This window comes from Thiomonas bhubaneswarensis (assembly GCF_001418255.1).
Taxonomy (GTDB): domain Bacteria; phylum Pseudomonadota; class Gammaproteobacteria; order Burkholderiales; family Burkholderiaceae_C; genus Thiomonas; species Thiomonas bhubaneswarensis.
This window is the reverse complement of record NZ_LIPV01000007.1, coordinates 37,777-60,417: the sequence shown is the minus strand read 5'-3', so window position 1 is coordinate 60,417 and position 22,641 is coordinate 37,777. Positions and strand designations below refer to the sequence as shown.

Sequence of the window (22,641 nt, the reverse complement as noted above, 5' to 3'; positions counted from 1 at the left end):
ATCATGGCGACCCAGCCTCATGCGCGTGCCGTGCTCGCCATGGTCGGCGCCACGCTGCTCTGGAGCGTGGCGGGCGTGGTCACACGCCATCTCCATCATCAGGACGGACTCGATCTGGTGTTCTGGCGCAGCGGCTTTGCGGCGCTGGGCGTGCTTGTGTGGCTGCTCTGGCGTCAGGGGCCGCGTGGTCTGGCGCGCGATGTGCGCAACGCCTCTCCGCTGTTGTGGCTCTCGGCCGTGTTCTGGGCGGTGATGTTCACCGCCTTCATGGTGGCTCTCACGCTCACCACCGTGGCACAGACGCTGATTGCCGACAGTCTCAGTCCCTTGATTGCCGCCTTGCTGGGCTGGCTGATACTGCGTCACGCCCTGCCGGCGCGTACCTGGCTGGCCATCATGCTCGCCCTCATCGGCATGGGGTGGATCGCCTGGCAGAACCTGCATCATGCGAATGGATCGACGCAGTTGCTCGGCATGCTGGTGGCCTTGGCCGTGCCGTTCAGTGCAGCAGCCAACTGGGTCAGCCTGCGTCGCGCGGGTGTCGCCGTGCCGATGCAGGCGGCGGTCATGCTCGGGGCCTTGTTCTCGTTGGCGGCGGTGGCGTTTCCGGCATGGCCTGTCACGGTGGATCTGCATGATGCGATCTGGCTCGCCTTCCTGGGCGTTTTTCAGCTGGCGATTCCCGGTCTGCTGGCGGTCTGGGCCGCGCAGCGTCTGGCGCCGGCTGAAGTGGGGCTGCTGGGTTTGCTCGAGGTCGTATTCGGTATTCTGTGGGCCTGGGTCGGTGCCGCAGAGCAACCGGCGCTGGGTACCTTGATCGGCGGCGGGCTGATATTGCTGGCGCTCGTCGGCAACGAGTGGTGGGGTTGGCAAAAGATCAAATGGGGGGCACGCGCATGTATGGACGGTTATGCCGATGGGGAGGGGCGGTCGCTCTGACCGCACTGTTGCTGGCGGGTTGTGGCGGGGGATCGACAGCGACGGTTGCTGCGCCCGACGCGCAGACCCCGCAGGCCGCTCCGCAGGTGGCTGCGCGCAGCACGCCCATGGGTGTGCTGGTGCCGCTGTATGGGTATCCGCTGGTATCGAGCGGCAGTGGCGCTTCGTACACGACCGAGGACAACCCGGCATGGACGCAGGTCGCCGCCGGTGCGGCCCTGGTGCCCACGGTGGCCATCATCAACCCGAGCAACGGGCCGGTCGCCTGCACCTCGCCGCCTTCGGCGACGTTGGCGGCGTTCGAACAGGGCATCGGCAAGCTGCGGGCGGCCGGCGTGACCGTGCTGGGTTATGTCCACACTCTTTACGGCAATCGCGATCCAGCCCTGGTTGCCGTGGACGTGCAGACCTATGCGCAGTGTTACGACGTCGACGGCGTGTTCTTCGACGAGGTGTCGACTCAGGCGAGCAAGGCAAGCTATTACGCCCAGGCAGCTGCCACCGTGCGCGCAGACATCAAGCCTTCCAGCGGCAAGGCTGCTCTGGTCGCCATCAACCCGGGCACCTATCCCGACAGCACCCTTGCCGACTCGGCCGACATCACCGTCATGCACGAAAGTGCCGATCTGAACCTTGCCGCCGTGCCCACCAGCCTGAGCAGCTATCCCACCACGCGATTCGCCTATCTGGCTTTGGGACTCAGTGAACTGCCGCAGCTTCAGACCAGCATGTTGTCGAGTCTGTACCAGAGGGGTATCGGCTATGTCGATCTGACGGATCAGGGTGCTGGCAACGATCCGTGGGCTACGCTGAGCACGCAATACTCTGCCATGATCCAGACCCTCCATCAATTGAATCAAGGGACGAACTGAAGCCATTGCAGTCCGCTCTTGGATAGATCCGAGGCAAGACACGCCCCATGGCATACGACACGGTGATCGTTGGCGCGGGTTCGGCCGGCTGTGTTCTGGCGAATCGTCTGAGCGCCGATCCCAACCACAGCGTCCTGCTGATCGAAGCCGGTGGAGCCGATTGGCACCCCTACATCCACATGCCTGCGGGCATCGCCAAGCTCGCGGGTCAGCCCCGCTTCAACTGGAACTACACCACCGAGCCCGAGCCGCAACTGCATGGCCGACGCCTTTGGTGGCCGCGGGGCAAGGTGCTGGGTGGCTCAAGTTCGATCAACGCCATGTGCTATGTGCGTGGCGCGCCGCAAGACTATGACCGATGGGCGGCCCAGACCGGCGAGGCTGCCTGGTCCTGGACGTCGGTACTGCCCCTGTTTCGAGCCATGGAGTGCAATACGCGCGGCGCCGACGTCTGGCATGGCGATCAGGGCGAACTGGGCGTGAGCGATCTTCGCTACCACAACGTGCTCACCGACGCTTTCGTGGCCGCCGGAGTCTCCTACGGGCTCAGCCACAATCCCGACTTCAACGGGCCTGTCCAGGAGGGCGTCGGGCTCTATCAGGTCACGCAGCGCAACGGTCTTCGACATTCGAGCGCGGCAGCCTTCCTCAGCCCCGTTCGCGACCGCGGCAATCTCACCGTGATGACGCACACGTTGACCGAGCGCGTCCTGATCGAGCGGGCGCGCGCCGTGGGCGTGGTCGTGCGGCAACACGGGCGGCCGAGCTGGCGCATCGAGGCGGGCCGGGTCGTCCTGTGCGGCGGGGCGATCAACTCGCCGCAACTGCTCCTGCTGTCCGGCATTGGCCCGGCCGACCACCTCCGCGATGTCGGCATCCCCGTGACGCTCGATCTTCCGGCGGTGGGCGAGAACCTCCAGGATCATCTCGACATCTGCACCCTGACGGCCTGCACCCGGCCGGTGAGCTACGACAAGGCCAACGTCGTGGCGGCGGGGCTGCGGTTCTGGCTGACGCGGCAGGGAATCGGCACCTCCAACGCGGCCGAAGGCGGTGGCTTCATGCGATCGCGCTTCGCGACCGATGAACGGTGCGATGTGCAATTTCACTTCGTCCCGGCCCTGCTCGACGATCATGGCAGGGGGCGTCTGCCGGGGTACGGTTACACCCTGCATGCGTGCGTGCTGCATCCCCTGAGCCGAGGGCGCATCCGACTGCGCAGCGCCGATCCGGCGGCAGCGCCGATGATTCAGCCCAACTACCTGAGCGATCCCGAGGGCGCAGATCTGCTGCGCATGTGCGAAGCCGCGCGGGTGTCCCGCGACATCCTGGCCCAGCCGTCCTTCGATCCCTGGCGCGGCGACAACATCTTTCCAGGAAAGCTGGTGGGTTCGGACGGCGACCTGAGCGAATTCATCCGCAGAAAGGCCGAAACCGTCTATCACCCGGTCGGCACCTGCCGAATGGGGGCAGACGCTGCCAGCGTGGTCGATCCTCAGCTGCGCGTGCGAGGTGTCGAGGGTCTGCGTGTGGTCGATGCCGCGGTCATGCCCGAAGTGCCGACGGGCAATACCAACGCGCCCACGCTCATGATCGCGGAGCGCGCCAGCGCCTGGATGACACGAGGCGCCTGACGGCGTGGGCCGTACCCGACACCACCCTGCGAATCGGGGGGAGGAGGCCCACGCTCGGGGATAGACCTGTCATTCCCGATTGATAACAATGAGCCGGATCAGCTGCAAATAGGGATTTGTCGCCGGAATTGCCAACTACTTCACATCGGTTCTTCGGCATCTCAGCGCAAAATCTTCCCAACGTCGAACGGCAGAAGTCTGCATCTTGACCCTTCCCGAGATCGCTTGCCAGCGAACCCCAACGATCAGAGTGAAAAATGTTCAAGATATTTAACATTTACATACCCGCGAAGATGACACTGGAATTGCTGGTCGACATGGCCATTTCCATGCTGTCGTTTGGCTTTGCCACCTTCACGGTCTATCTCCTGACTCCTGGCAGCCATGATTTTGCCTACTGGGTGAAGCAGAGTACCTACCCGTTGATGCTTTATGTAGGTCTTACCGCGCTTCTGTATACCGCACTCGGCATCTACAGAATCGAGGCAGAAAACACCCTGCGCGATTTGCTTGGGCGCGCATCGGTCGCTTTTGCCTTGGCCTTTTTCCCGGTCTATTGGTTCACACTGATGTTCACCGAGGCCGACAGTTCGTTCAGGGTTCTGGCTTTCACCTATCTTTACCAGATGGGCGCTCTGATTCTGTTCCGCTTCATTATGCTGCGACAGTCTGCTCTTTCTCGGATGACGCGGCGTATTCTCATTGTGGGTAATGGGCGTGAAGCACAATCGCTTTCGCGCCAGATTCAAGATCACCATCATTCGGCCTACACCGTTGTCGGCTTCTATCCCACCGAGTCTGGAGATCAGGTGCAACTGAACGGCCAGGTCTTCGACGGCTCGATTCCTCTTGAGCATGTCGTTCTGGAGGAGCGGGTTGATGAAATCATCATCGCCGTGCGCGAGCATCGCGGGGGCGTGCTGCCGATTCGCCAGTTGCTCGAGGCGCGCATTCTCGGCACTCCTGTGCACAATCTCCCCACTTTTTATGAGCGCCTGAAAGGCGAAGTTCCGCTGGAAAGCATGAAGGCGAGCTGGCTCATTTACGGCGGAGGTTTCACACAGGGTCATATCCGTGCCCTGGCCAAGCGCCTGTTCGATCTTTTCAGTGCCAGCGTTTTGCTGCTCACCTTGTGGCCCATCATGCTGCTCGCCGCATTGGCCATCAAAATCGAAGATCGCGGCCCGGTGTTTTTTCAGCAGGAACGGGTTGGGTTGTTCGGCAAAACGTTCAAGTGCATGAAGTTCCGCAGTATGCGAACGGACGCCGAAAAAGACGGCGTGGCTAGATGGGCCAGCACCAATGACAATCGGATTACCCGAGTGGGTGCCTTCATCCGCAAAACCCGTATCGATGAACTGCCGCAACTGATCAATGTTCTGCGTGGCGAGATGAGCATGGTCGGCCCGCGGCCCGAGCGTCCGACATTTGTCGACATGCTTGAGCGAGACATTCCGTTTTACGCCATTCGCCACAGCGTGAAGCCGGGCGTGACCGGCTGGGCGCAGGTGCGCTACGCCTACGGCGCCTCGGTCGAGGACTCCAAAAGAAAATTGCAGTTCGATCTTTACTACGTCAAGAATAACAGTGTTTTTCTCGATTTTTTCATTTTGTTTGAAACCGTGCGCGTCGTGATTTTTGGCGAAGGTGCAAGATAATTTTTTATAGAAAGAGAAAGATGACAGTAGTTGCTGTAGTTGGTTTGGGGTATGTCGGCCTTCCTTTGGCCGTCGAATTCGGAAAAAAATATCGCACCATCGGTTTTGACCTATCGGTTGAGAAAATCGCGGCTTATTGCAAGCATGTCGATCCTACCGGGGAGGTCAGTCAAGAGAATCTCAAGCAGGCGACCCTGCTCGAACCCACCACCGACGCCTCCAAGCTGAAAGAGGCGGATTTTGTGATCGTCGCGGTGCCGACGCCCGTTGACGAGGCCCACAATCCCGATTTCAGCCCCTTGGTGGGCGCCAGCACCTCGGTCGGCAAGTACCTCAAAAAGGGCGCCATCGTGGTGTACGAATCCACGGTCTATCCGGGTGCGACGGAAGAAATCTGTGTGCCCATTCTCGAAAAGCAGTCCGGCCTGACCTGGAAAAAGGATTTCTTTGTCGGCTACTCGCCCGAGCGCATCAACCCGGGTGACAAGGAGCACACGCTGACCAAGATCGTCAAGGTGGTTTCAGGCGATACCGCCGAGACCCTCGACACCGTCGCCGAGGTCTATGGTTCCGTGATTACCGCCGGGGTTCATCGCGCTCAGAGCATCAAGGTGGCCGAGGCAGCGAAAGTCATCGAGAACACGCAGCGCGATCTCAACATCGCCCTGATGAACGAACTGTCGCTGATTTTTCATCGCATCGGCATCGACACGCTGGAGGTGCTCAAGGCCGCAGGGACGAAGTGGAATTTTCTGCCGTTCCGCCCCGGTCTCGTGGGTGGGCATTGCATCGGCGTCGACCCCTATTACCTGACGCACAAGGCCGACATGCTCGGCTATCACCCACAGGTCATCCTGGCGGGCCGGCGCATCAACGATGGCATGGGCAAATACATTGCCGAGCAGACGATCAAGCAGATGAGTCAGGCTGGGCTTCCCATCAAGGGCAGCGATGTCGTCGTGCTGGGGTTGACCTTCAAGGAGAACTGCCCCGATCTGCGCAACTCCAAGGTCATCGACGTCATCCGTGAGCTGGCTTCGTATGGGGTGAATGTGATTGTCCACGATCCGATCGCCGACGCGGGTGAGGCCATGCACGAGTATGGCGTCACGCTGACCCCCTGGGCCGATTTGCCACGTGCCCAGGCCGTGGTGGCAGCCGTGGCGCACCAGGCATACAAAGACTATTCAGTGCAGCAGTTGCTCGAGAAACTGCAACCCGGCGGCATCTTCATGGACATCAAGTGCCAATACGATGCTGCCGCGCTGGAGTCGCAGGGCGCCAAGGTCTGGAGACTTTGAGCCGCCATGTCGATCGAACAACTTTTAGCTGAAAAGCCCCGGCGCTGGCTGGTGACGGGAAGTGCCGGGTTCATCGGTTCCCACCTGATCGAAACCCTGCTGGCCCACGGGCAGACCGTGGTCAGCCTGGACAACTTTGCGACCGGTCATCAATCCAATCTCGACGAAGTGCGGCGCATCGTGGGTGAAGAGGCCTGGAAGCGTCACACCTTCATCGAAGGCGACATCGTCGATCTGTCGGCCTGTCAGCGCGCATGCGAAGGCGTGGACATCGTGCTGCACGAGGCCGCGCTCGGCTCGGTGCCGCGTTCCATTGAAAATCCGCTGGCGACCCATGCGGTTAACGCCACCGGCTTTCTGAACATGCTGGTGGCGGCGCGCGATGCGGGTGTGAATCGCTTTGTCTACGCTGCCTCCAGCTCGACCTACGGTGACCACCCGGGCCTGCCCAAGGTCGAAGACCTGATCGGCAAGCCTCTGTCGCCCTATGCGGTGACCAAGTATCTCAACGAGCTTTACGCCGATGTGTTCGGCCGGGTCTACGGCCTGCAGACCATCGGCCTGCGCTATTTCAATGTGTTCGGTACCCGGCAAGATCCGAACGGGCCTTACGCCGCCGTCATTCCCAACTGGGCCAAGGCCATCCGCAGCAATCAGCCCTGTTTCATCAATGGCGACGGCGAAACCACCCGCGATTTCTGCTATGTCGATAACGTGGTGCAGGCCAATGTCCTGGCTGGGCTGAGCACAAACCCGGAAGCCGTGGGGCAGGTTTACAACGTGGCGTTTGGCGAGCAGACCAGTCTGAACACCCTGCATCAGTTGTTGAGCGAGGAGATCATGTCCCTGGACGACAAGGTGGTCTTCACGCCGCCCGTCTACCGCGATTTCCGCAAGGGCGATGTCAGGCATTCCTTGGCTGACATCGGCAAGGCCAGGCGCTTGCTGGGCTACAACCCCGTTTTCAGCGTGCGCGCAGGCTTGAAAACAGCCATGCCCTGGTACGTCGCGCGGGGGTAAAGACGAACTGTCGTCAGCCCCCTCCGCATCCAACCCCTTCGATCGGCACATCGCTGATCGAAGGGGTTTTTTCTTTCAGGTGCGGCTCAGGCTGCGACCGTCGCGCCAAGCAGCGGGTAGTCGGTGTAGCCTTCCTCGCCGCCGCCATAGAAAGTGGCCGGATTCGGTTTATTCAGCGGCGCGCCCTGCTCGAACCGGGCGACCAGGTCCGGATTCGCAATGAACGGGCGGCCGAAGGCCACGGCGTCGGCAAGCCCCGAGGCCAGTCGGGCTTCGGCGGATTCGCGGGTGTAGTTGCCGCACACGATGATGCTGCCCGAGTAGCCAGCTCGCAGCTTTTTGCGGAAATCCTCGCTCAGAGCTGGGCCGCCAGCCCAATCGGGTTCGGCGATGTGAATGTAGGCGATCGAGCGGCGGTTGAATTCTCGCGCCAGGTAGAGATGAATCTCCTCCGTTTGCTCGTCCTTGATGTCGTGGCGGATGAAATGCGGGGAAATGCGCACCCCGACGCGATCCGCACCGGCCACCTCGATCAGGGCATCGATCGCCTCGAGCACGATGCGCGCCCGGTTTTCCAGGCTGCCGCCGTAGCCGTCGGTGCGCTGATTCGTATTGGTCGAGAGGAATTGCTGCAGCAAATAGCCGTTGGCGCTGTGCAGTTCCAGCATGTCAAAGCCCGCCTGCATAGCGCGCTGTGCCGCATGGCGGTAGTCGGCGATGATGCCGGGAATCTCTGCCGTCTCGAGCGCGCGCGGCATGTCGCAGGGCACGCGCTTCGGGCCCTCGGGCAGCACCACGAATGATTCACCCGTCTCGCTGCGGATGGCACTGGGCGCCACAGGCGCCTGGCCGTTTTCCTGCAGCAGATGGTGCGAGATGCGGCCGACATGCCATAGTTGCATCGCCATGCGTCCACCGGCTTCGTGGACGGCGTCCGTCACCATTTTCCATCCGGCGACTTGTTCATCGGTGTAGATGCCGGGGGTGAAGGCATAGCCTTGCCCCTGCCGGGAAATCTGCGTGGCTTCGCTCACGATCAGGCCCGCAGTGGCGCGCTGGGCGTAATAGCGTGCATTCATTTCGCCAGGAATGTCGCCGGGCTGCCGAGCGCGCGAGCGCGTCAGTGGTGCCATCACCACGCGATTGGGCAGTTGCAGGGCGCCGAGTTGCAAGGGGGTGAGCAGGGTAGGTTTGGTCATGGAGATCCTTGTTTGTTGCAATGCAGAACGATCGTAAGTCGGTTGGCGGGAACTTGCTGAGTTGGGGAATCGCCTTGTGGGTCATGGCTTGCATCGAAAAATTAGATATGAAAGACACAAACTAATCGTTTGTTTAATGAATGGGGCAGGGCTAGGGTTGCAACAAGCACGCACCCGAAGCTCGCCATGCCCGCCCTGTTCAAACCGCTCGATCGCTTTTTCTCCAACGGCACGCCATTGCACGATCCGCTCGCGCCCCCGCCCGGAGCCACCGAGGTCAAGTCGACGACCTGCTACATGTGCGCCTGCCGTTGCGGCATCAACGTGCATCTGCGCGACGGGCAGGTTCGCTTTATCGAGGGCAATCCGAGGCATCCGCTCAATCAGGGCGTGATCTGCGCCAAGGGCTCTGCGGGCATCATGAAACAGGTGTCACCGGCGCGCCTCACGCAGCCGTTGCGGCGCAAGCCGGGTGCCGAGCGAGGCGACGGTCAGTTCGAGCCGATTTCATGGGACGAGGCGATGCAACTGCTGGAAGATCGCTTGCGCCATCTGCGCGCCACCGATCCCAAACAGTTCGCGCTGTTCACCGGGCGCGATCAGATGCAGGCGCTCACTGGGCTGTTCGCCCGGCAGTACGGCACGCCCAACTATGCCGCGCACGGCGGCTTCTGCTCGGTGAACATGGCCGCCGGCATGATCTACACAGTCGGAGGCAGCTTCTGGGAATTCGGCGGGCCGGATCTGGAGCGGGCCCGGTTGTTCGTGATGATCGGCACTGCCGAAGATCATCACAGCAACCCGATGAAAATCGCCCTGTCCAAATTCAAGCGGGCAGGGGGGCGGTTCATCTCCATCAATCCGGTGCGCACTGGCTATTCCGCCATCGCCGACGAGTGGATTCCCATTCGTCCGGGCACCGATGGCGCGCTGCTGCTCGCGCTGGTGCATGAGTTGCTGCGCACCGGCCGGTTCGACGCCGAGTTCATCGCCGCCTGCACCAACGGCGCGCAACTCGTGCGGGTGCAGCCCGGAGATGCGCAGGACGGCCTGTTCATTGCCGATGCTTCGGGCGCGGAGCAGTCGCAAGACCGCATGTGGTGGGACGCACCGATGCAGCGCCCCGTGCCCGCCTGGACCGAGGGCGCGCAGCCGAATCTGTCCGGGCACTATCGCCTGGCCGACGGCACGCCGGTGGCGCCCGCCTTGGAGTTGCTGCGCGAACGGGTGGCCGACAACACCCCCGAATGGGCCGCGGACATCACGGGCATCAGCGCTGCACGCATCCGCCAACTGGCGCAGGAGATGGCCAGCGCCGCGCTCGATCAGGGCGAAGACCTGCCCATCGCCTGGACCGACTGGTTGGGCCGCGAGCACGCCACGGTGCGCAGCAAACCGCTGGCGTTCCACGCCATGCGCGGTCTGGCGGCGCATTCCAACGGCTTTCAGACCATCCGCGCCCTGTCGATTCTGATGAGCCTGCTGGGCACCATCGATGCGCCGGGCGGCTTTCGCCACAAGGCGCCGTACCCCAAGGACATTCCGCCCGATGTGCGCAACCCGCGTGGCCCGCAGGACGTGCGGCCCGACACGCCGCTTGCCGGTTCGCCGCTGGGCTGGCCGACCTCGCCCGACGACCTCGCGCTGATGGATGATCGCAGCCCGCTGCGCATCGACAAGGCGTTTTCCTGGGAGCATCCGCTGGCGGTGCACGGCCTGATGCACAACGTCATCACCAATGCCTGGCGCGGCGACCCGTATCCGATCGACACACTGCTCATCTTCATGTCCAACATGGCGTGGAATTCGGCGATGAACACTGTGGACGTGCGGCAGATGCTGCGCGATAAGCGCGAGGACGGCAGCCATCGCATTCCATTCCTGGTGGTGTGCGACGCCTTTCACAGCGAGATGACCGCCTTTGCCGACCTGCTGCTGCCCGACACCAGCTATCTGGAGCGGCATGACGCCATGTCGCTGCTGGATCGACCGATCTCCGAGTTCGACGGCCCCGTGGATTCGGTGCGTGTGCCCGTGCTGCCGCCGCTGGGGCAGACGCGGCCATTCCAGGAGGTGCTGGTCGAGCTTGCCGGGCGTCTGGGGCTGCCAGCGTTCGTGAATGCCGACGGCAGCCGCAAGTACAAGGACTACCCCGATTTCATCGTGAACTACGAGACCGCGCCGGGTTCGGGCATCGGCTTTCTGTCGGGCTGGCGTGGCAAGGACGGCAGCAAGTCGCTCAAGGGCGAGCCCAACCCGCGTCAATGGGAGATGTACGCAAAGAACGACTGCGTGCACTTTCACCATCTGCCCGAATCGCTGCGCTTCATGCGCAACTGGAACCGCGATTACCTCGATTTCGCGCAGGAGCAAGGCTGGCGCACGCGCAACACGCCCATCATCATCGCGCTGTATTCCGACGTGCTGCAGCAATTCCGCCTGGCGGCGCGCGGCCAGCGTCCGGGGCGGCAGCCGCCCGAACACTTGCGCGAGCGCGTGGCACATCACTTCGATCCACTGCCTTTCTGGGAACCGCCGCTGGAGCACGCTGCCACCGACCTGTCGCGCTACCCGCTGGCGGCCGTGACCCAACGGCCCATGGCCATGTATCACGCCTGGGATTCGCAGAACGCCTGGCTGCGGCAGATTCACGGCCACAACCGGCTGTATGTGAATCCGGCGCTCGCACGGCAACAGGGCATCGCCGATGGCGACTGGCTGTGGGTCACCTCGCCGTGGGGGCGGGTGCGGGCGCGCTGCCAGTACAGCGAAGCGGTCGAGCCCGGCACGGTCTGGACCTGGAATGCCATCGGCAAGGCCAGCGGCTTCTGGGGGTTGCATCCGCGAGCCGAGGAGGCGCAGACCGGCTTTCTGCTCAACCACCTCATCCGCGAGGAACTGCCCGCCAGCGCACTGGGGGCAGGGCAAGGACAGATTTCCAACAGCGACCCCGTCACCGGTCAGGCCGGCTGGTACGACGTGCGCGTGCGCATCGACCCGGCCGACGCGCCGCCCGAGACCGATGAACCCGCGCCGGATGCAGCCGAGCAGAGCTGGCCGCAGTTTGCGCCGCCCCCAACCCTGCATGGACAAGCACCGAAGCCATCGGTGCTGCGCTATTTCGCCGGGCGGCATGCCCGGCAGGGAGAAAAGCCATGACCCAGCTCGCCCTGGTCATCGACCTCAATGTCTGCGTCGGCTGCCATGCCTGCGTGACGTCTTGCAAGCAATGGAATACCTCGGGGGCGGCCGGGCATCTGAGCGACCTGGAGCCCTACGGCGAAAACCCGCTGGGGGTGTTCTTCAACCGGGTGCAGACCTACGAGGTCGGCCAGTTCCCGCACACGCAGACGGTGCATTTTCCTAAGAGCTGCCTGCACTGCGAAGAGCCGCCTTGCGTGCCGGTGTGTCCGACCGGCGCGTCGTACAAGCGCCAGGAAGACGGCATCGTGCTGGTGGACAGCGACAAGTGCATCGGCTGCAAGTACTGCTCCTGGGCCTGTCCCTACGGCGCGCGTGAATACGATGAAGACCGCGGGGTGATGACCAAGTGCACCCTGTGCGTGGACCGCATCTACGACGAATCCATCCCCGCGGCGCAACGCCGCCCGGCCTGCGTCAACGCCTGCCCGACCAACGCCCGCTTGTTTGGCGACGTGCACGATCCTGAATCGGAAGTATCGCGCGCCATCCGCGAACGCGCAGGCTACGCCCTGATGCCCGAGCTCGGCACCCGGCCCGCCAACCACTATCTGCCTCGCCGCCTGCCGCAGGATGTCGGGCTGGCGGAGGAGGCGAGGCAAGTGCCGGAGCAGGCTCCGGCCCCGCGCCCGGTGCCGAACGAGGCGGCCCTCGAGGTCGAGGCGCGCGGCCTGTTTGCACGGCTTTTCGGCGCACTGGGGAAGAACCGCAACGCCGACCCGAAGACGCATGGTGCCGATCTCGCCCATGCCGCCGGTCGGCAGGGATATTGATCATGCGGCCCGCCTTCTCTGTTCTTCTCCTCACCACCCTGATCGGCTGCGCCCAGGGGCTGGCGGTCGTAGTGGCGCTGCCCGCGCTCGCAGGCCGCGTGCCAACCGAGGCCTGGCTGGGTTTCTGGAGCCTGAGTCTCTGGATCATTCTGGGCCTGGGCGTCATCGGGCTGGCCGCGTCCTTCGGCCACCTCGGGCGCCCCGAGCGGGCCTGGCGTGCCGCGGCCATGTGGCGCACGTCCTGGCTGTCGCGCGAGGTCATTGCCTTGCCCGCGTTCCTGGGGTTGAGCGCGCTGTGTCAGCTGAGCCTGTTGCGCTTTCACGCCTGGCCCGCGTGGCTTGCCGCGGTCCTGATCGCCGGGGCCTTTGCGCTGTGGGTCTGTACCGCGATGATCTACGCCGGGGTGCGTTTTCTGCGCGAATGGGCCACCCCGCTGACCGTGCTCAACTTCGTGTTGATGGGTCTGGCCAGTGGCTGCCTGCTCGCCGCCGTGCTCGCCTTGTGGCGGTTTGCACCGCAGGCGGCGCTGTATGCGCGCGTGGCATCAGCCTTGCTGGCTGCCGCGCTGCTGGGGCGGCTGGCGGCGCTGCTGCGGGTGCGGCGTCTGGCGCCTGCGGGGTCGATGCAGTCGGCCATCGGCGTGAGCAGCCCGGTGATTCGGCAGACATCCAAAGGGTTCACCGCGGGAGCCTTCAACACCCGTGAGTTCTTTCATGGCCGCAGCGCGCAATGGGTGACGAGCGCGCGTTGGAGTTTCGTCGGGCTGGGCTTTGTGCTGCCCATGCTGCTGCTGTGGCTGACACCAGAGCCCTTGCGCGCTATCGGCTGGCCGCTGGCGCTGCTTAGCCATCTGCTGGGCATGATTGCCGAGCGCTGGGACTTTTTCGCCCAGGTGCGCCACCCGCAGAACCGCTATTACCAGGCGGCGTTGTGACCGATTGAAACCGCCGGGAACGACCGGGGCAGAGCAGGCCTCCATTCATTTTTCGATGATGGAGGCGAAGGATGCATGGGCGCGGCTTGTGGTGTGGTGGGGGATGGATGCTGGCCGTGGTGGCCTCTGGTCTGATGGCGCAGGCCGCTGTCGCGGCGCCAGCGCCTATTTGCCAGACGCAGCCGCAGAGCCCGGCATGCGCAGCGCAAACCCGTCACGCCCTCAATGACCGCATGACGCATCTCTACCGTCTCGAACTGCAAAAGGTGATGGGCACTTACGCCGAGCGCCGACTCGATCATGCGCAGAACCTTTGGCGGCGCTGGGTGAATGCGGAGTGTCTGTTCCGCGACGGCCCGCCGGGCCGTGGCGGGGCTGACTGGAATCGGCGGCAGGATGACTGTCTCTCCGGCATGATCCGCACCCGCATAGCCCAGCTAGACGGTTTTCTGCACTGTTCCGGCGCCACCTGTCCGCCGCGATGACCCTCGTCAGATGAGTATCAGCAGGTGATGGCAGTATGCTCGTCGAAAAAGGAGACAGTCATGCCCCATTCCTCCAACCCCACCGATGTGCTTCTGCGCGAACGCGATGCGCGCGGCGTGGTCACTCTGACGCTCAATCGCCCGCAGGCCTTCAACGCACTCTCCGAGGCGTTGCTCGATGCGCTGCAGGCGCAGATCGATGCCCTGATGCAGGACGACACTGCCCGCGTGGTCATCCTGCGCGGCGCGGGGCGCGCCTTTTGCGCCGGGCATGATCTCAAGGAGATGCGTGCCCAGCCCTCGCAGGCGTACTACCAGTCGCTGTTTGCGCGCTGCGGCAGAGTCATGACCGGGTTGATGCGTCTGCCCCAGCCCGTCATCGCCCAGGTGCATGGCATCGCCACCGCCGCAGGCTGCCAGTTGGTCGCGAGCTGCGATCTGGCCGTGGCCAGTCTTGAGGCGCGTTTTGCCGTCTCGGGGGTCAACTATGGGCTGTTCTGTTCCACGCCGGGGGTGGCGCTCGCGCGCAACCTGCCGCGCAAGCAGGCGATGGAAATGCTGCTGACCGGCGACTTCATCGATGCCCAGACCGCCCTGCAGCGCGCCCTCGTCAACCGGGTGGCTCCGGCTGACGCGCTCGACGCGGAAGTCGAACGTCTGGTCGGCAGCATTCTGAGCAAACCGGCAGCTGCCGTGCGCATGGGCAAGGAACTGTTCTATCGCCAGATCGAAACCGGCATCGACGCGGCCTACCAACTCGCGGCGCAGACCATGACCTGCAATATGCTCGACGAGTGCGCCCTCGAGGGTGTGCAGGCCTTCATCGAGAAACGCGAGCCGAGCTGGCGCGTGGGGTCAGCCGCCTGAGGTTTCACCCGGCGCGGGCAGGCGCATGAGTTCGATGACGATGATGGACAGGTTGTCGCCGCGCCCGCCCGCGCGCGTGCGGGCCTTGTCGATGAGGTATTGGCAGCACTCGCGCGGCTGCAGCTTGGAGGTCGCGATCTCCAGGTCCTGGTCGGTGAAATAGTGCCAGACCCCGTCGCTGCACAGCATCAGCACGTCGCCGGGCATCAGCGGGCTTTCCTCGACGGGCTTGACCGGCAATTCCGACATCCCCAGGCTGCAGGTGAGCACATTGCTCATCGGATGGGTGCGCGCCTTGGCCTCGGTGATCTCGCCCTTGTCGACCAGGGTCTGAACGTAGCTGTCGTCCTTGGAGCGCAGCAGCAACTGGCCGTCGCGGAAGATATAAATGCGGCTGTCGCCCACATGCGACCAGTAGCACCGCCCCTCGTCGGCATGAAACAGGGCGCAGGCGATGGTGGAGTGCGGCTCCTGCTCGGTGGACAGGGCCGTGAGCCGGATCATGCTGTGACTTTCGCGCACGATCTGCTGCAGCAGCGCATGGGGGTCGTCGCCATCGGGGTGATAGCGCTCAAACAACTGCTGCGCGGTGAGCATCACCTGGTCGGCGGCCTTGCGGCCTCCGCTCTTGCCGCCCATGCCGTCGGCAATCACCGCCAGCACACAACCTTGCACACGCGGGTGGGGAATGACGCGGAGCTGATCCTGCTGATAGGGGCGATCGCCCTTGTGCAGGCCGCTGGCCGCGTTCAGCCGCCAGCGCGTTCCTGCCTTGTGCTGCACGGGCTTGGGCAGTGGCGGCAGCCGGGACGACGGGTAGTGATCGGTGGGGTCCATAGAATCGGCTGATGGGCCTGGGCGCAGCGGATGGATCGGATGAAGTGGTGAATCAATGCAGGAAGCAGGGATGACGAACGAGGTGCTAGCACAGGATTCTAGGGGCCACGCAGGCCCGCGCCCGCAGCGGGCCGCCACGCATCGGGCGGCTGCTTCACCCCTGGCGTGTTCGCCTTGGCAGCCCGCGATCCTCAAGTTCGACAGGCTCCTAAGTTCGCATGACTTCTGATCCTGCCCTTGCAAGTCAGGCGCAGCCCGAGCCGGTCACGGCGCTGGCCGAGCACTGCGACGCTTTGTTCTCGCCGGGTAGCCCGCTGCAGGCCGAGCTGCCGCAATGGTCGGTACGCGAGGGCCAGCGCGCGCTGGCCATGGCCGTGGCCGACGCCATCAGCGATCGCGCCATCCTCATGGCCGAGGCTGGCACGGGCACAGGCAAGACCCTGGCCTATCTGATTCCGGCCTTGCTGCACGGCGGGCGGGTGATCATTTCCACGGCCACCCGCAACCTGCAGGATCAGCTCTACCAGAAGGATCTCCCGGCCGCGCGGCGGGCGCTGGGGGCGGCGGTGAGCACCTGCGTGCTCAAGGGTCGTTCCAACTATGTGTGCCTGTACCGCCTGCAGCGAGCGGCGGAATGGGTGCACGGTCGTCATGCCCATGCACAGTTGCGGCGCATCGAGCAGTTTGCCCGCAGCGATGCGCGCGGCGATCTGTCGGCGCTGCCGGGGCTGGAGGAAAACTCGGCGCTCAACTTTCTCGTCACTTCAACCACCGACAACTGCCTCGGCGCCGATTGCCCGGATTACAAGGCCTGCTTCGTGATGAAGGCCCGCCGAGAAGCTCTGGCCAGCGATGTGGTGATCATCAACCATCATCTGTTTTTCGCCGACCTGGCGCTGCGAGGCGAGGGCGTGAACGAACTCCTGCCGACCGCCGATACCCTCATTCTCGACGAGGCCCATCAGCTTGCTGAAATCGGCGTGCAGTTTCTCGGTGCGCGCACCAGCACGGCGCAGGTCGTCGACCTCAGTCGCGATCTGCTGGCCGCTGGGCTGCAGCATGCCAAGGGCCTGGCCGACTGGCAGACGCTCAGCGCCGCGCTGGAGCGTGCCGCGCGCGATCTGCGTCTGGCTGCGCCGCAAAATCCGGGGCGGCTGAGTCAGCCCCAGGTTCTCGATCTGCCGGGTTGGGACGTGGCCATGCACGATCTGCAGGCCCGTCTGGCGCTTACCGCGCAGGTGCTGTCGGCGCACGGCGAGGCGGCGCCCGAGTTCGAGCGCCTGATGGACCGCTGCACCGATCTTCACGCGGCCTTCTCCCGCTGGCAGGCCGACACATCGGAGGATGACGACAGTGCCGACGCCGCACAGGTGCGCTGGGCCGACGTGGGCAGCGCCCACCTGCGGCTGCAGGCCGCGCCGCTGTCGATCGCACCCGCGTTCGCCGCGCTGCTGGCTCAGCGCAGCCAGGCGTGGATTTTCACCTCGGCGACCTTGAGCGTGGGCGGCAGCTTTCGTCACGCCCGCGCCGCGCTGGGGCTGACCCCGGAGCAGGGCGGCTGCACGCCGGTGGAACAAGGCGTGGCGCCGCGTTGCCGCGAGCTGCGCGTGGCCAGCCCGTTCGACTATGCCGAACAGGGCAGGCTGCTGGTGCCGCAGGATTTGCCCTTGCCGAATCAGCCTGGCCACTCCGAGGCCGTGGCGGCGCTGGCCGCCCGGCTTGCCGCCAGCAATGGTGGCGGCACCTTCGTCCTCACCACCACGCTGCGGGCCGCCAAGCTGATTGCCCAGCAACTGCGCGCGCTGCTGCCCGACCGCACGGTGCTGGAACAGTTCGACGAATCCAAGGCGGCCCTGCTCGACCGATTTGCGCGCACGCCGCAGTCGGTGCTGGTGGGCAGCCAGAGCTTCTGGGAGGGGGTGGATCTGCCCGGTGATCGTCTGACCCTGGTGATCATCGACAAGCTGCCCTTCGCCCCGCCGGACGACCCGCTCACCGCGGCACGCCTGCGGCAGATCGAAGCCGAAGGTCGCAGCGGATTTGCCGACTACAGCATGCCGCAGGCGGCGCTGTCGCTGCAGCAGGGTGCCGGGAGGCTGATTCGCACCGAAAGCGATCGCGGCGTGCTCGTGGTGTGTGACCGTCGCCTGACGGCCACTGGCTGGGGTCGCCAGTTGCTCGCCAGCCTGCCGCCGTTCACGCGGGTGACGCAGACGGCCGAGGCGCAGGACTTTCTGCGGCAGCTGCGGTGAGTCCGCACCCGGCAATCAGCTTTACCAGAGCTTCCAGAAAGGCTCGTTGCGCGCCGGCAGGCCTTCGGTGAGGTAGGTGCTGTTGGGATAGTTGAGCTTGAGCACGCGCTCGGCATCGTCGCGCAACTGGGTCAGGCCCAGTTTGCCGTAGGCATCGACCAGAATGGCCAGCGCGAGCTGGGTGGCTGGGGCGTCCTGGTAGTGCTCGATGGCGCGCTGGGCCCGATCGGCAGCGGCCACATAGGCGCCGCGGCGGTAGTAGAACAGCGCGACATGGGTTTCGTACTCGGCCAGCGAGTTCACGATGTAGCGCATGCGCTGGCGGGCATCGGGCGCGTACTTGCTCTCGGGGAAGCGGGTCACGAGTTCCTTGAAGCTCTCGAACGACTGCTTGGCCGCCGCCTGGTCGCGCTCATACAGCTTCTGATCGGAAAGGAAGGAGAACCAGCCCTGATCGGTGTTGAAGTTGATCAGGCCCTTCAGATAGAGCACGTAGTCGGTATAGGGGTTGTTGGGATAGAGCTTGAGAAAGCGGTCGGCGGCGGCAAGCGCCTGGGCGCGTTCGCCCTGCTTGTAGTTGCCGTAGGCGATCTCGATCAGCGCCTGCTGGGCCATCAGGCCGTAGGGATAGCGCGACTCGAGCTTCTCATACAGCTTCACACCTTTTTCGGTGTTGCCGCTGTTCATCTCGTCCTTGGCCTCTGCATACAATTTGGCCGACGACCAGCCCAGGGTTTCGTCTTTCGATGGCGAGGAGGCGCAGCCCCCGAGTCCAAGCAGCACGGCCGCCGCCGCAGTGCCCATCAATCGCAGCGTCCAAAGACGATACAGCGCAACACGCATATCCATCACCCTGAGTGGTGTAAAGCTCGCAGATTATAGGGAGCCCTTGCTCGCCCCTCATGACCCCTCCTTCTCCTCATTCCCCCCAACGCACTGCGGCAGAGCCCGAAGCCGACCTCGACGAAGACGACGCTGGCGCCGATAGGGTGCTGGAGGCCGTGGTGCCCGAGGCCGATGCCGGGCAGCGTCTCGACAAGGTGCTCGCCGCATTGTTCAGCCAGTATTCGCGCAGCCGTCTGCAACAGTGGTGCGAGGCGGGGCTGGTGCGCATGGGGGCAGCCGTGGCCGGTGTGAGGGACAAGGCGCTGCCGGGCGAAATCCTGCGCATCACCGTGCCCGACCTGCCTGAAGAGACCGCGTTCGCGCCCGAGGATGTGCCGCTGAACGTGGTTTACGAAGACGCCGATCTGGCTATTCTCAACAAGTCGGCCGGCATGGTGGTGCACCCGGCGGCGGGCAACTGGAGCGGCACCTTGCTCAACGGCCTGCTGGCGCGTTATCCCGAGACCGCCAGCCTGCCACGTGCGGGCATCGTCCACCGCCTGGACAAGGACACCAGCGGGCTGATGGTCACCGCGCGCACGCTGGAGGCGCAGACCGAACTGGTGCGCAGGCTGCAGGCGCGCACCCTGCAGCGGCAGTACCTCGCGCTGGTGTGGGGGTCGGTTGAGCGTGCCTTCAACGTCGATGCGCCCATCGGTCGCCACCCGCGAGACCGGCTTCGTATGGCGGTCGTTCACGGCGGCAAGCCCGCGCGCACCGATTTCACCCCACTGGCCGAGTTGGACACCGAGTGGGGCCCGATGACGGCGCTGCGCTGCAAGCTGCACAGCGGCCGAACGCACCAGATTCGGGTACATCTGCAGTTCGCCAAGTTCGACATGGTGGCCGATCCGGTCTATGGCGGTCGGGTGCGTCCCGGTCTGCCGCTGAAGCGTCAGGCGTTGCATGCCGCGCGCCTGGCCTTTCTCCACCCCATCTCCGACCAGCTGCTCGATCATGTCGCGCCGATTCCCGACGACATCGCCGATTTCTGGGCGGCGTGTGGCGGCGAGCCGGAGGAGATCGATCCGCACAACTGGTGAGTCGTCCCGGACAAGAACATGACTCAAACGCCCATCCTGGCTGATTTCATTCCCGAAGCGCTTTCCCCTGTGGGGGCGTCAGACCCTGCGTTCGTGCAGGCCCCCTGGGTGCAGGTGGAGTGGCCCGGCAACCCGCGGGTTCGGGCTGTGTTCACCAGTCGCATGGGCGGGTTGAGTCGCGGGGACTATGGCGGGGGCGAAGCCGCACCGGATCGGGGCATGAATCTGGGCAGCCATGTGGCCGATGCCCCGTCCACCGTGGCGGAAAACCGCCGCCTGCTGCGCGAGGCGCTCGGCGGCGCCGAGCCGCTTTATCTGCAGCAAGTGCATGGCGTGGCGGTCGCCGATCTCGATCTGGAAAACGGGCAGGTGGCGCAGCCGGTGGCAGACGCCGCGTGCACCACCCGACCGCGCATCGCCGCCACCGTGCTGGTGGCGGACTGTCTGCCGGTGCTGTTTGCGGCGCCGCAGGGGCGGGCGGTCGCTGCGGCTCACGCGGGCTGGCGAGGCCTGGCCGGGGGCGTGCTGGAGGCCGCGCTCGCATCGGTCTGTGTGGGCGCCGGATGCGATGTGGCCGAGGTCCAGGTGGCCCTGGGTCCGGCGATCGGACCTGAGGCGTTCGAGGTCGGTGACGAAGTGAGGGAGGCCTTCGTGAGTCGGCATCCGCAGGCCGCGGTGGCCTTCAGGGCGGGAGCGCCCGGGAAGTGGTGGGCCGACCTCTGGCAACTCGCCCGCATTCGATTGCACGCCGCCGGTGTGCGTGCGGATCATGTGGCGGGCGGCGGGCTTTGCACCTTCGGCCTTGCGCAGCGCTTTTACTCGTATCGGCGCGAGCCTGTCACCGGTCGGCAGGCAGGCTGCATTTGGATTGACTGAACCGGCCGTCACACCCACGTCGTTGACAGGTGTTGCCGCGTGTTCAAGAATGCCACAGTGGTCTTCAAGCCGAAGACGCCAATCTCACATCCCGCCGTCTCAACTCCCCATGGCACATTCCACTTCGATGGACCGCGAGGCGTCGCCGTCATTCGCGGGTCCGGGCTCTGCCTCGATAGCCTGGGCCGAGATGCCGCAGCGATGGTCGGCCTTGCTGGGCGAAGCGGCCAAGGGAACATCCGTGCAGATCGAGCCGGAGCGGCTGCGTAAGCTGCAGCAGCGTTACCTCGACGAGTTCCGCCAGTTGTGGGCCAGCCTTCTGCAGTCCGATGGTGGCCAAGAGGCTCCCAAGTTGGACGCAGACCGGCGCTTCTCTCACGGCGCCTGGGGTGAGAACCGGGTGTCGCGGTACACCGCGGCGCTGTATCTGCTGGGCGCGCGGGCTTTGTTCGATCTGGCCGACAGCGTGCAGGCCGACGAGCCGACGCGGCAAAGGCTGCGATTCGCGGTGCAGCAGTGGGTCGATGCCGCGGCGCCTTCGAATTTCCTGGCGCTCAACCCCGAGGCGCTCGCCAAGGCCGTGCAGACGAACGGGGAGAGCCTGCGCGCCGGGATGGACAACTGGCTTCGCGATCTGAAGCAGGGTCGTCTCACCCAGACCGACGAGTCGGTCTTCGAGGTGGGACGCAATGTAGCGACCACGGAGGGGCAGGTGATCTTCGAGAACGCGCTGTTTCAGCTCATCGAATACGCGCCGCTCACGCCCACTGTCCATGCGCGTCCGCTGCTCATCGTCCCGCCTTTCATCAACAAGTACTACATCCTCGATCTTCAGCCCGACAACTCGCTGGTGCGGTTTGCGGTGGAGCAGGGCCATCGCACCTTCGTCGTGTCGTGGCGCAACCCCGACGCCAGCATGGGGCATCTGACCTGGGACGACTACGTGCAGGATGGCGCCATTCAGGCGATGACCGTGGTGCGCGATGTGGCCGCGGGCAAGAGCGGCGGCTCGATCAACACGCTGGGATTCTGTGTCGGCGGCACCTTGCTCGCCAATGCGCTGGCCGTGCAGCAGACGCGGGGCGAATCGTTCGCGCACAGCGCCACCCTGCTCACCACCATGCTCGATTTCAGCGACACCGGGGTTCTGGGCGTCTATATCGACGAGGCTTCGGTGGCGATGCGTGAAGCCACGCTGGGGCAGGGCGGGCTGATGACCGGGCGCGAACTGGCCTCGGCCTTTTCCAGCCTGCGACCGAACGATCTGGTCTGGAACTATGTCGTCGGCAATTACCTCAAGGGCGAGACTCCGCCGCCTTTCGATCTGCTGTACTGGAATTCTGACTCGACCAACCTGCCCGGCCCTTTGTTTGCCTGGTATCTGCGCAACACCTACCTTGAAAACAAGATGCGACAACCCGGAGCGCTCACCGTGGCCGGATTGCCCCTGAATCTTCAGGCCCTCAAGCTGCCGACCTATGTGTACGCGTCGCGCGAAGACCATATCGTTCCCTGGCAGACGGCTTACGAAACCACGCGAATATTGAGCGGGCCGACGCGTTTCGTTCTCGGTGCATCCGGGCATATCGCCGGGGTCATCAACCCCGCCAAACGCAACAAGCGCAGCTTCTGGACGTCTCCATCAGGTCAGCGCAAACTGCCGCCGAAGGCGCAGGACTGGCTCGACGCTGCCTCGGAGCACCCCGGGAGCTGGTGGACGGATTGGGCGCAATGGCTGGACAGTCAGGCCGGGCCGCAGATCGCGGCGCCCAAAAAGCCCGGCAATGCGCGCCATAAACCCATCGAACCGGCACCGGGGCGCTACGTCAAGGTGCGGTCCTGATTCCGTCTGATTCTTTACTGC

Annotated in this window: 18 protein-coding genes; 15 read left to right on the top strand and 3 right to left on the bottom strand. The window is 64.5% G+C overall.

The window, feature by feature from the left end; all coding sequences use genetic code 11:
* The first annotated feature begins 3 nt into the window (after window positions 1-3).
* The 6 genes from ASC45_RS10375 to ASC45_RS10350 all read left to right on the top strand — a co-directional run bounded on the left by ASC45_RS10375 (window position 4) and on the right by ASC45_RS10350 (window position 7,424).
* The gene (locus ASC45_RS10375; protein ID WP_055450968.1) at window positions 4-939 is read left to right on the top strand and encodes a DMT family transporter; all 936 of its coding nucleotides are present in this window, start codon (window positions 4-6) and stop codon (window positions 937-939) included.
* Window positions 867-1,811: a spherulation-specific family 4 protein gene (locus tag ASC45_RS10370; protein WP_245610026.1), complete on the top strand. Its 945-nt coding sequence runs from the start codon at window positions 867-869 to the stop codon at window positions 1,809-1,811. Before ASC45_RS10375 ends, ASC45_RS10370 begins: the two co-directional genes overlap by 73 nt.
* A gap of 47 nt (window positions 1,812-1,858) precedes the next feature.
* Window positions 1,859-3,445 carry a GMC family oxidoreductase gene (locus ASC45_RS10365; protein WP_055450967.1) on the top strand — a complete coding sequence of 529 codons (1,587 nt, stop codon included), beginning with the start codon at window positions 1,859-1,861 and terminating at the stop codon, window positions 3,443-3,445.
* A gap of 257 nt (window positions 3,446-3,702) precedes the next feature.
* Window positions 3,703-5,103 carry a TIGR03013 family XrtA/PEP-CTERM system glycosyltransferase gene (locus tag ASC45_RS10360; protein WP_055450966.1) on the top strand — a complete coding sequence of 467 codons (1,401 nt, stop codon included), beginning with the start codon at window positions 3,703-3,705 and terminating at the stop codon, window positions 5,101-5,103.
* A gap of 20 nt (window positions 5,104-5,123) precedes the next feature.
* Window positions 5,124-6,404: a nucleotide sugar dehydrogenase gene (locus tag ASC45_RS10355; RefSeq protein ID WP_055450965.1), complete on the top strand. Its 1,281-nt coding sequence runs from the start codon at window positions 5,124-5,126 to the stop codon at window positions 6,402-6,404.
* Between the two features lie 6 nt (window positions 6,405-6,410).
* Window positions 6,411-7,424, top strand: coding sequence for an SDR family oxidoreductase (locus ASC45_RS10350; protein ID WP_055450964.1), 1,014 nt, complete (start codon window positions 6,411-6,413; stop codon window positions 7,422-7,424).
* Between the two features lie 86 nt (window positions 7,425-7,510).
* On the opposite strand, the gene ASC45_RS10345 is transcribed toward ASC45_RS10350, so the two are convergent.
* Window positions 7,511-8,623 (bottom strand): alkene reductase, encoded by a 1,113-nt coding sequence (locus ASC45_RS10345; protein ID WP_055450963.1) that lies wholly within the window; start codon window positions 8,621-8,623, stop codon window positions 7,511-7,513.
* A gap of 186 nt (window positions 8,624-8,809) precedes the next feature.
* Here ASC45_RS10345 and ASC45_RS10340 point away from each other — a divergent pair, with 186 nt between their 5' ends.
* The 5 genes from ASC45_RS10340 to ASC45_RS10320 all read left to right on the top strand — a co-directional run bounded on the left by ASC45_RS10340 (window position 8,810) and on the right by ASC45_RS10320 (window position 14,884).
* Window positions 8,810-11,782: a molybdopterin oxidoreductase family protein gene (locus tag ASC45_RS10340; RefSeq protein ID WP_072243036.1), complete on the top strand. Its 2,973-nt coding sequence runs from the start codon at window positions 8,810-8,812 to the stop codon at window positions 11,780-11,782.
* Entirely contained in the window at window positions 11,779-12,597 is an 819-nt protein-coding gene (locus tag ASC45_RS10335) for a 4Fe-4S dicluster domain-containing protein (protein ID WP_245610025.1), read from the top strand. The genes ASC45_RS10340 and ASC45_RS10335 overlap by 4 nt, the downstream gene beginning before the upstream one ends.
* A 2-nt stretch (window positions 12,598-12,599) precedes the next feature.
* Window positions 12,600-13,532 (top strand): dimethyl sulfoxide reductase anchor subunit family protein, encoded by a 933-nt coding sequence (locus ASC45_RS10330; RefSeq protein WP_055451090.1) that lies wholly within the window; start codon window positions 12,600-12,602, stop codon window positions 13,530-13,532.
* A 107-nt stretch (window positions 13,533-13,639) separates the two neighbouring features.
* Entirely contained in the window at window positions 13,640-14,017 is a 378-nt protein-coding gene (locus ASC45_RS10325; RefSeq protein WP_245610024.1) for a lysozyme inhibitor LprI family protein, read from the top strand.
* A gap of 60 nt (window positions 14,018-14,077) precedes the next feature.
* The gene (locus tag ASC45_RS10320) at window positions 14,078-14,884 is read left to right on the top strand and encodes an enoyl-CoA hydratase (RefSeq protein WP_055450961.1); all 807 of its coding nucleotides are present in this window, start codon (window positions 14,078-14,080) and stop codon (window positions 14,882-14,884) included.
* On the opposite strand, the gene ASC45_RS10315 is transcribed toward ASC45_RS10320, so the two are convergent.
* Window positions 14,873-15,721, bottom strand: a complete 849-nt coding sequence (locus ASC45_RS10315; protein ID WP_055450960.1) for a PP2C family protein-serine/threonine phosphatase — start codon at window positions 15,719-15,721, stop codon at window positions 14,873-14,875. The two genes, ASC45_RS10320 and ASC45_RS10315, sit on opposite strands and share 12 nt — an antisense overlap.
* A 218-nt stretch (window positions 15,722-15,939) precedes the next feature.
* Between ASC45_RS10315 and yoaA the strand changes: the two genes are divergently transcribed.
* Entirely contained in the window at window positions 15,940-17,973 is a 2,034-nt protein-coding gene (yoaA, locus tag ASC45_RS10310) for a DNA repair helicase YoaA (RefSeq protein ID WP_055450959.1), read from the top strand.
* Window positions 17,974-17,994: 21 nt separating this feature from the next.
* Here yoaA and ASC45_RS10305 read toward each other — a convergent pair whose 3' ends face one another.
* Window positions 17,995-18,816, bottom strand: a complete 822-nt coding sequence (locus ASC45_RS10305) for an outer membrane protein assembly factor BamD (RefSeq protein WP_055451089.1) — start codon at window positions 18,814-18,816, stop codon at window positions 17,995-17,997.
* Window positions 18,817-18,875: 59 nt separating this feature from the next.
* On the opposite strand from ASC45_RS10305, the gene ASC45_RS10300 reads away from it, so the two are divergent.
* From ASC45_RS10300 to phaC, 3 genes are all read left to right on the top strand, one after another.
* The gene (locus tag ASC45_RS10300; RefSeq protein ID WP_055450958.1) at window positions 18,876-19,901 is read left to right on the top strand and encodes an RluA family pseudouridine synthase; all 1,026 of its coding nucleotides are present in this window, start codon (window positions 18,876-18,878) and stop codon (window positions 19,899-19,901) included.
* Window positions 19,902-19,919: 18 nt separating this feature from the next.
* Window positions 19,920-20,777 (top strand): peptidoglycan editing factor PgeF, encoded by an 858-nt coding sequence (pgeF, locus tag ASC45_RS10295; protein WP_055450957.1) that lies wholly within the window; start codon window positions 19,920-19,922, stop codon window positions 20,775-20,777.
* 109 nt (window positions 20,778-20,886) lie between these two features.
* Window positions 20,887-22,620, top strand: a complete 1,734-nt coding sequence (gene phaC, locus ASC45_RS10290) for a class I poly(R)-hydroxyalkanoic acid synthase (RefSeq protein WP_055450956.1) — start codon at window positions 20,887-20,889, stop codon at window positions 22,618-22,620.
* Window positions 22,621-22,641: the final 21 nt, after the last annotated feature.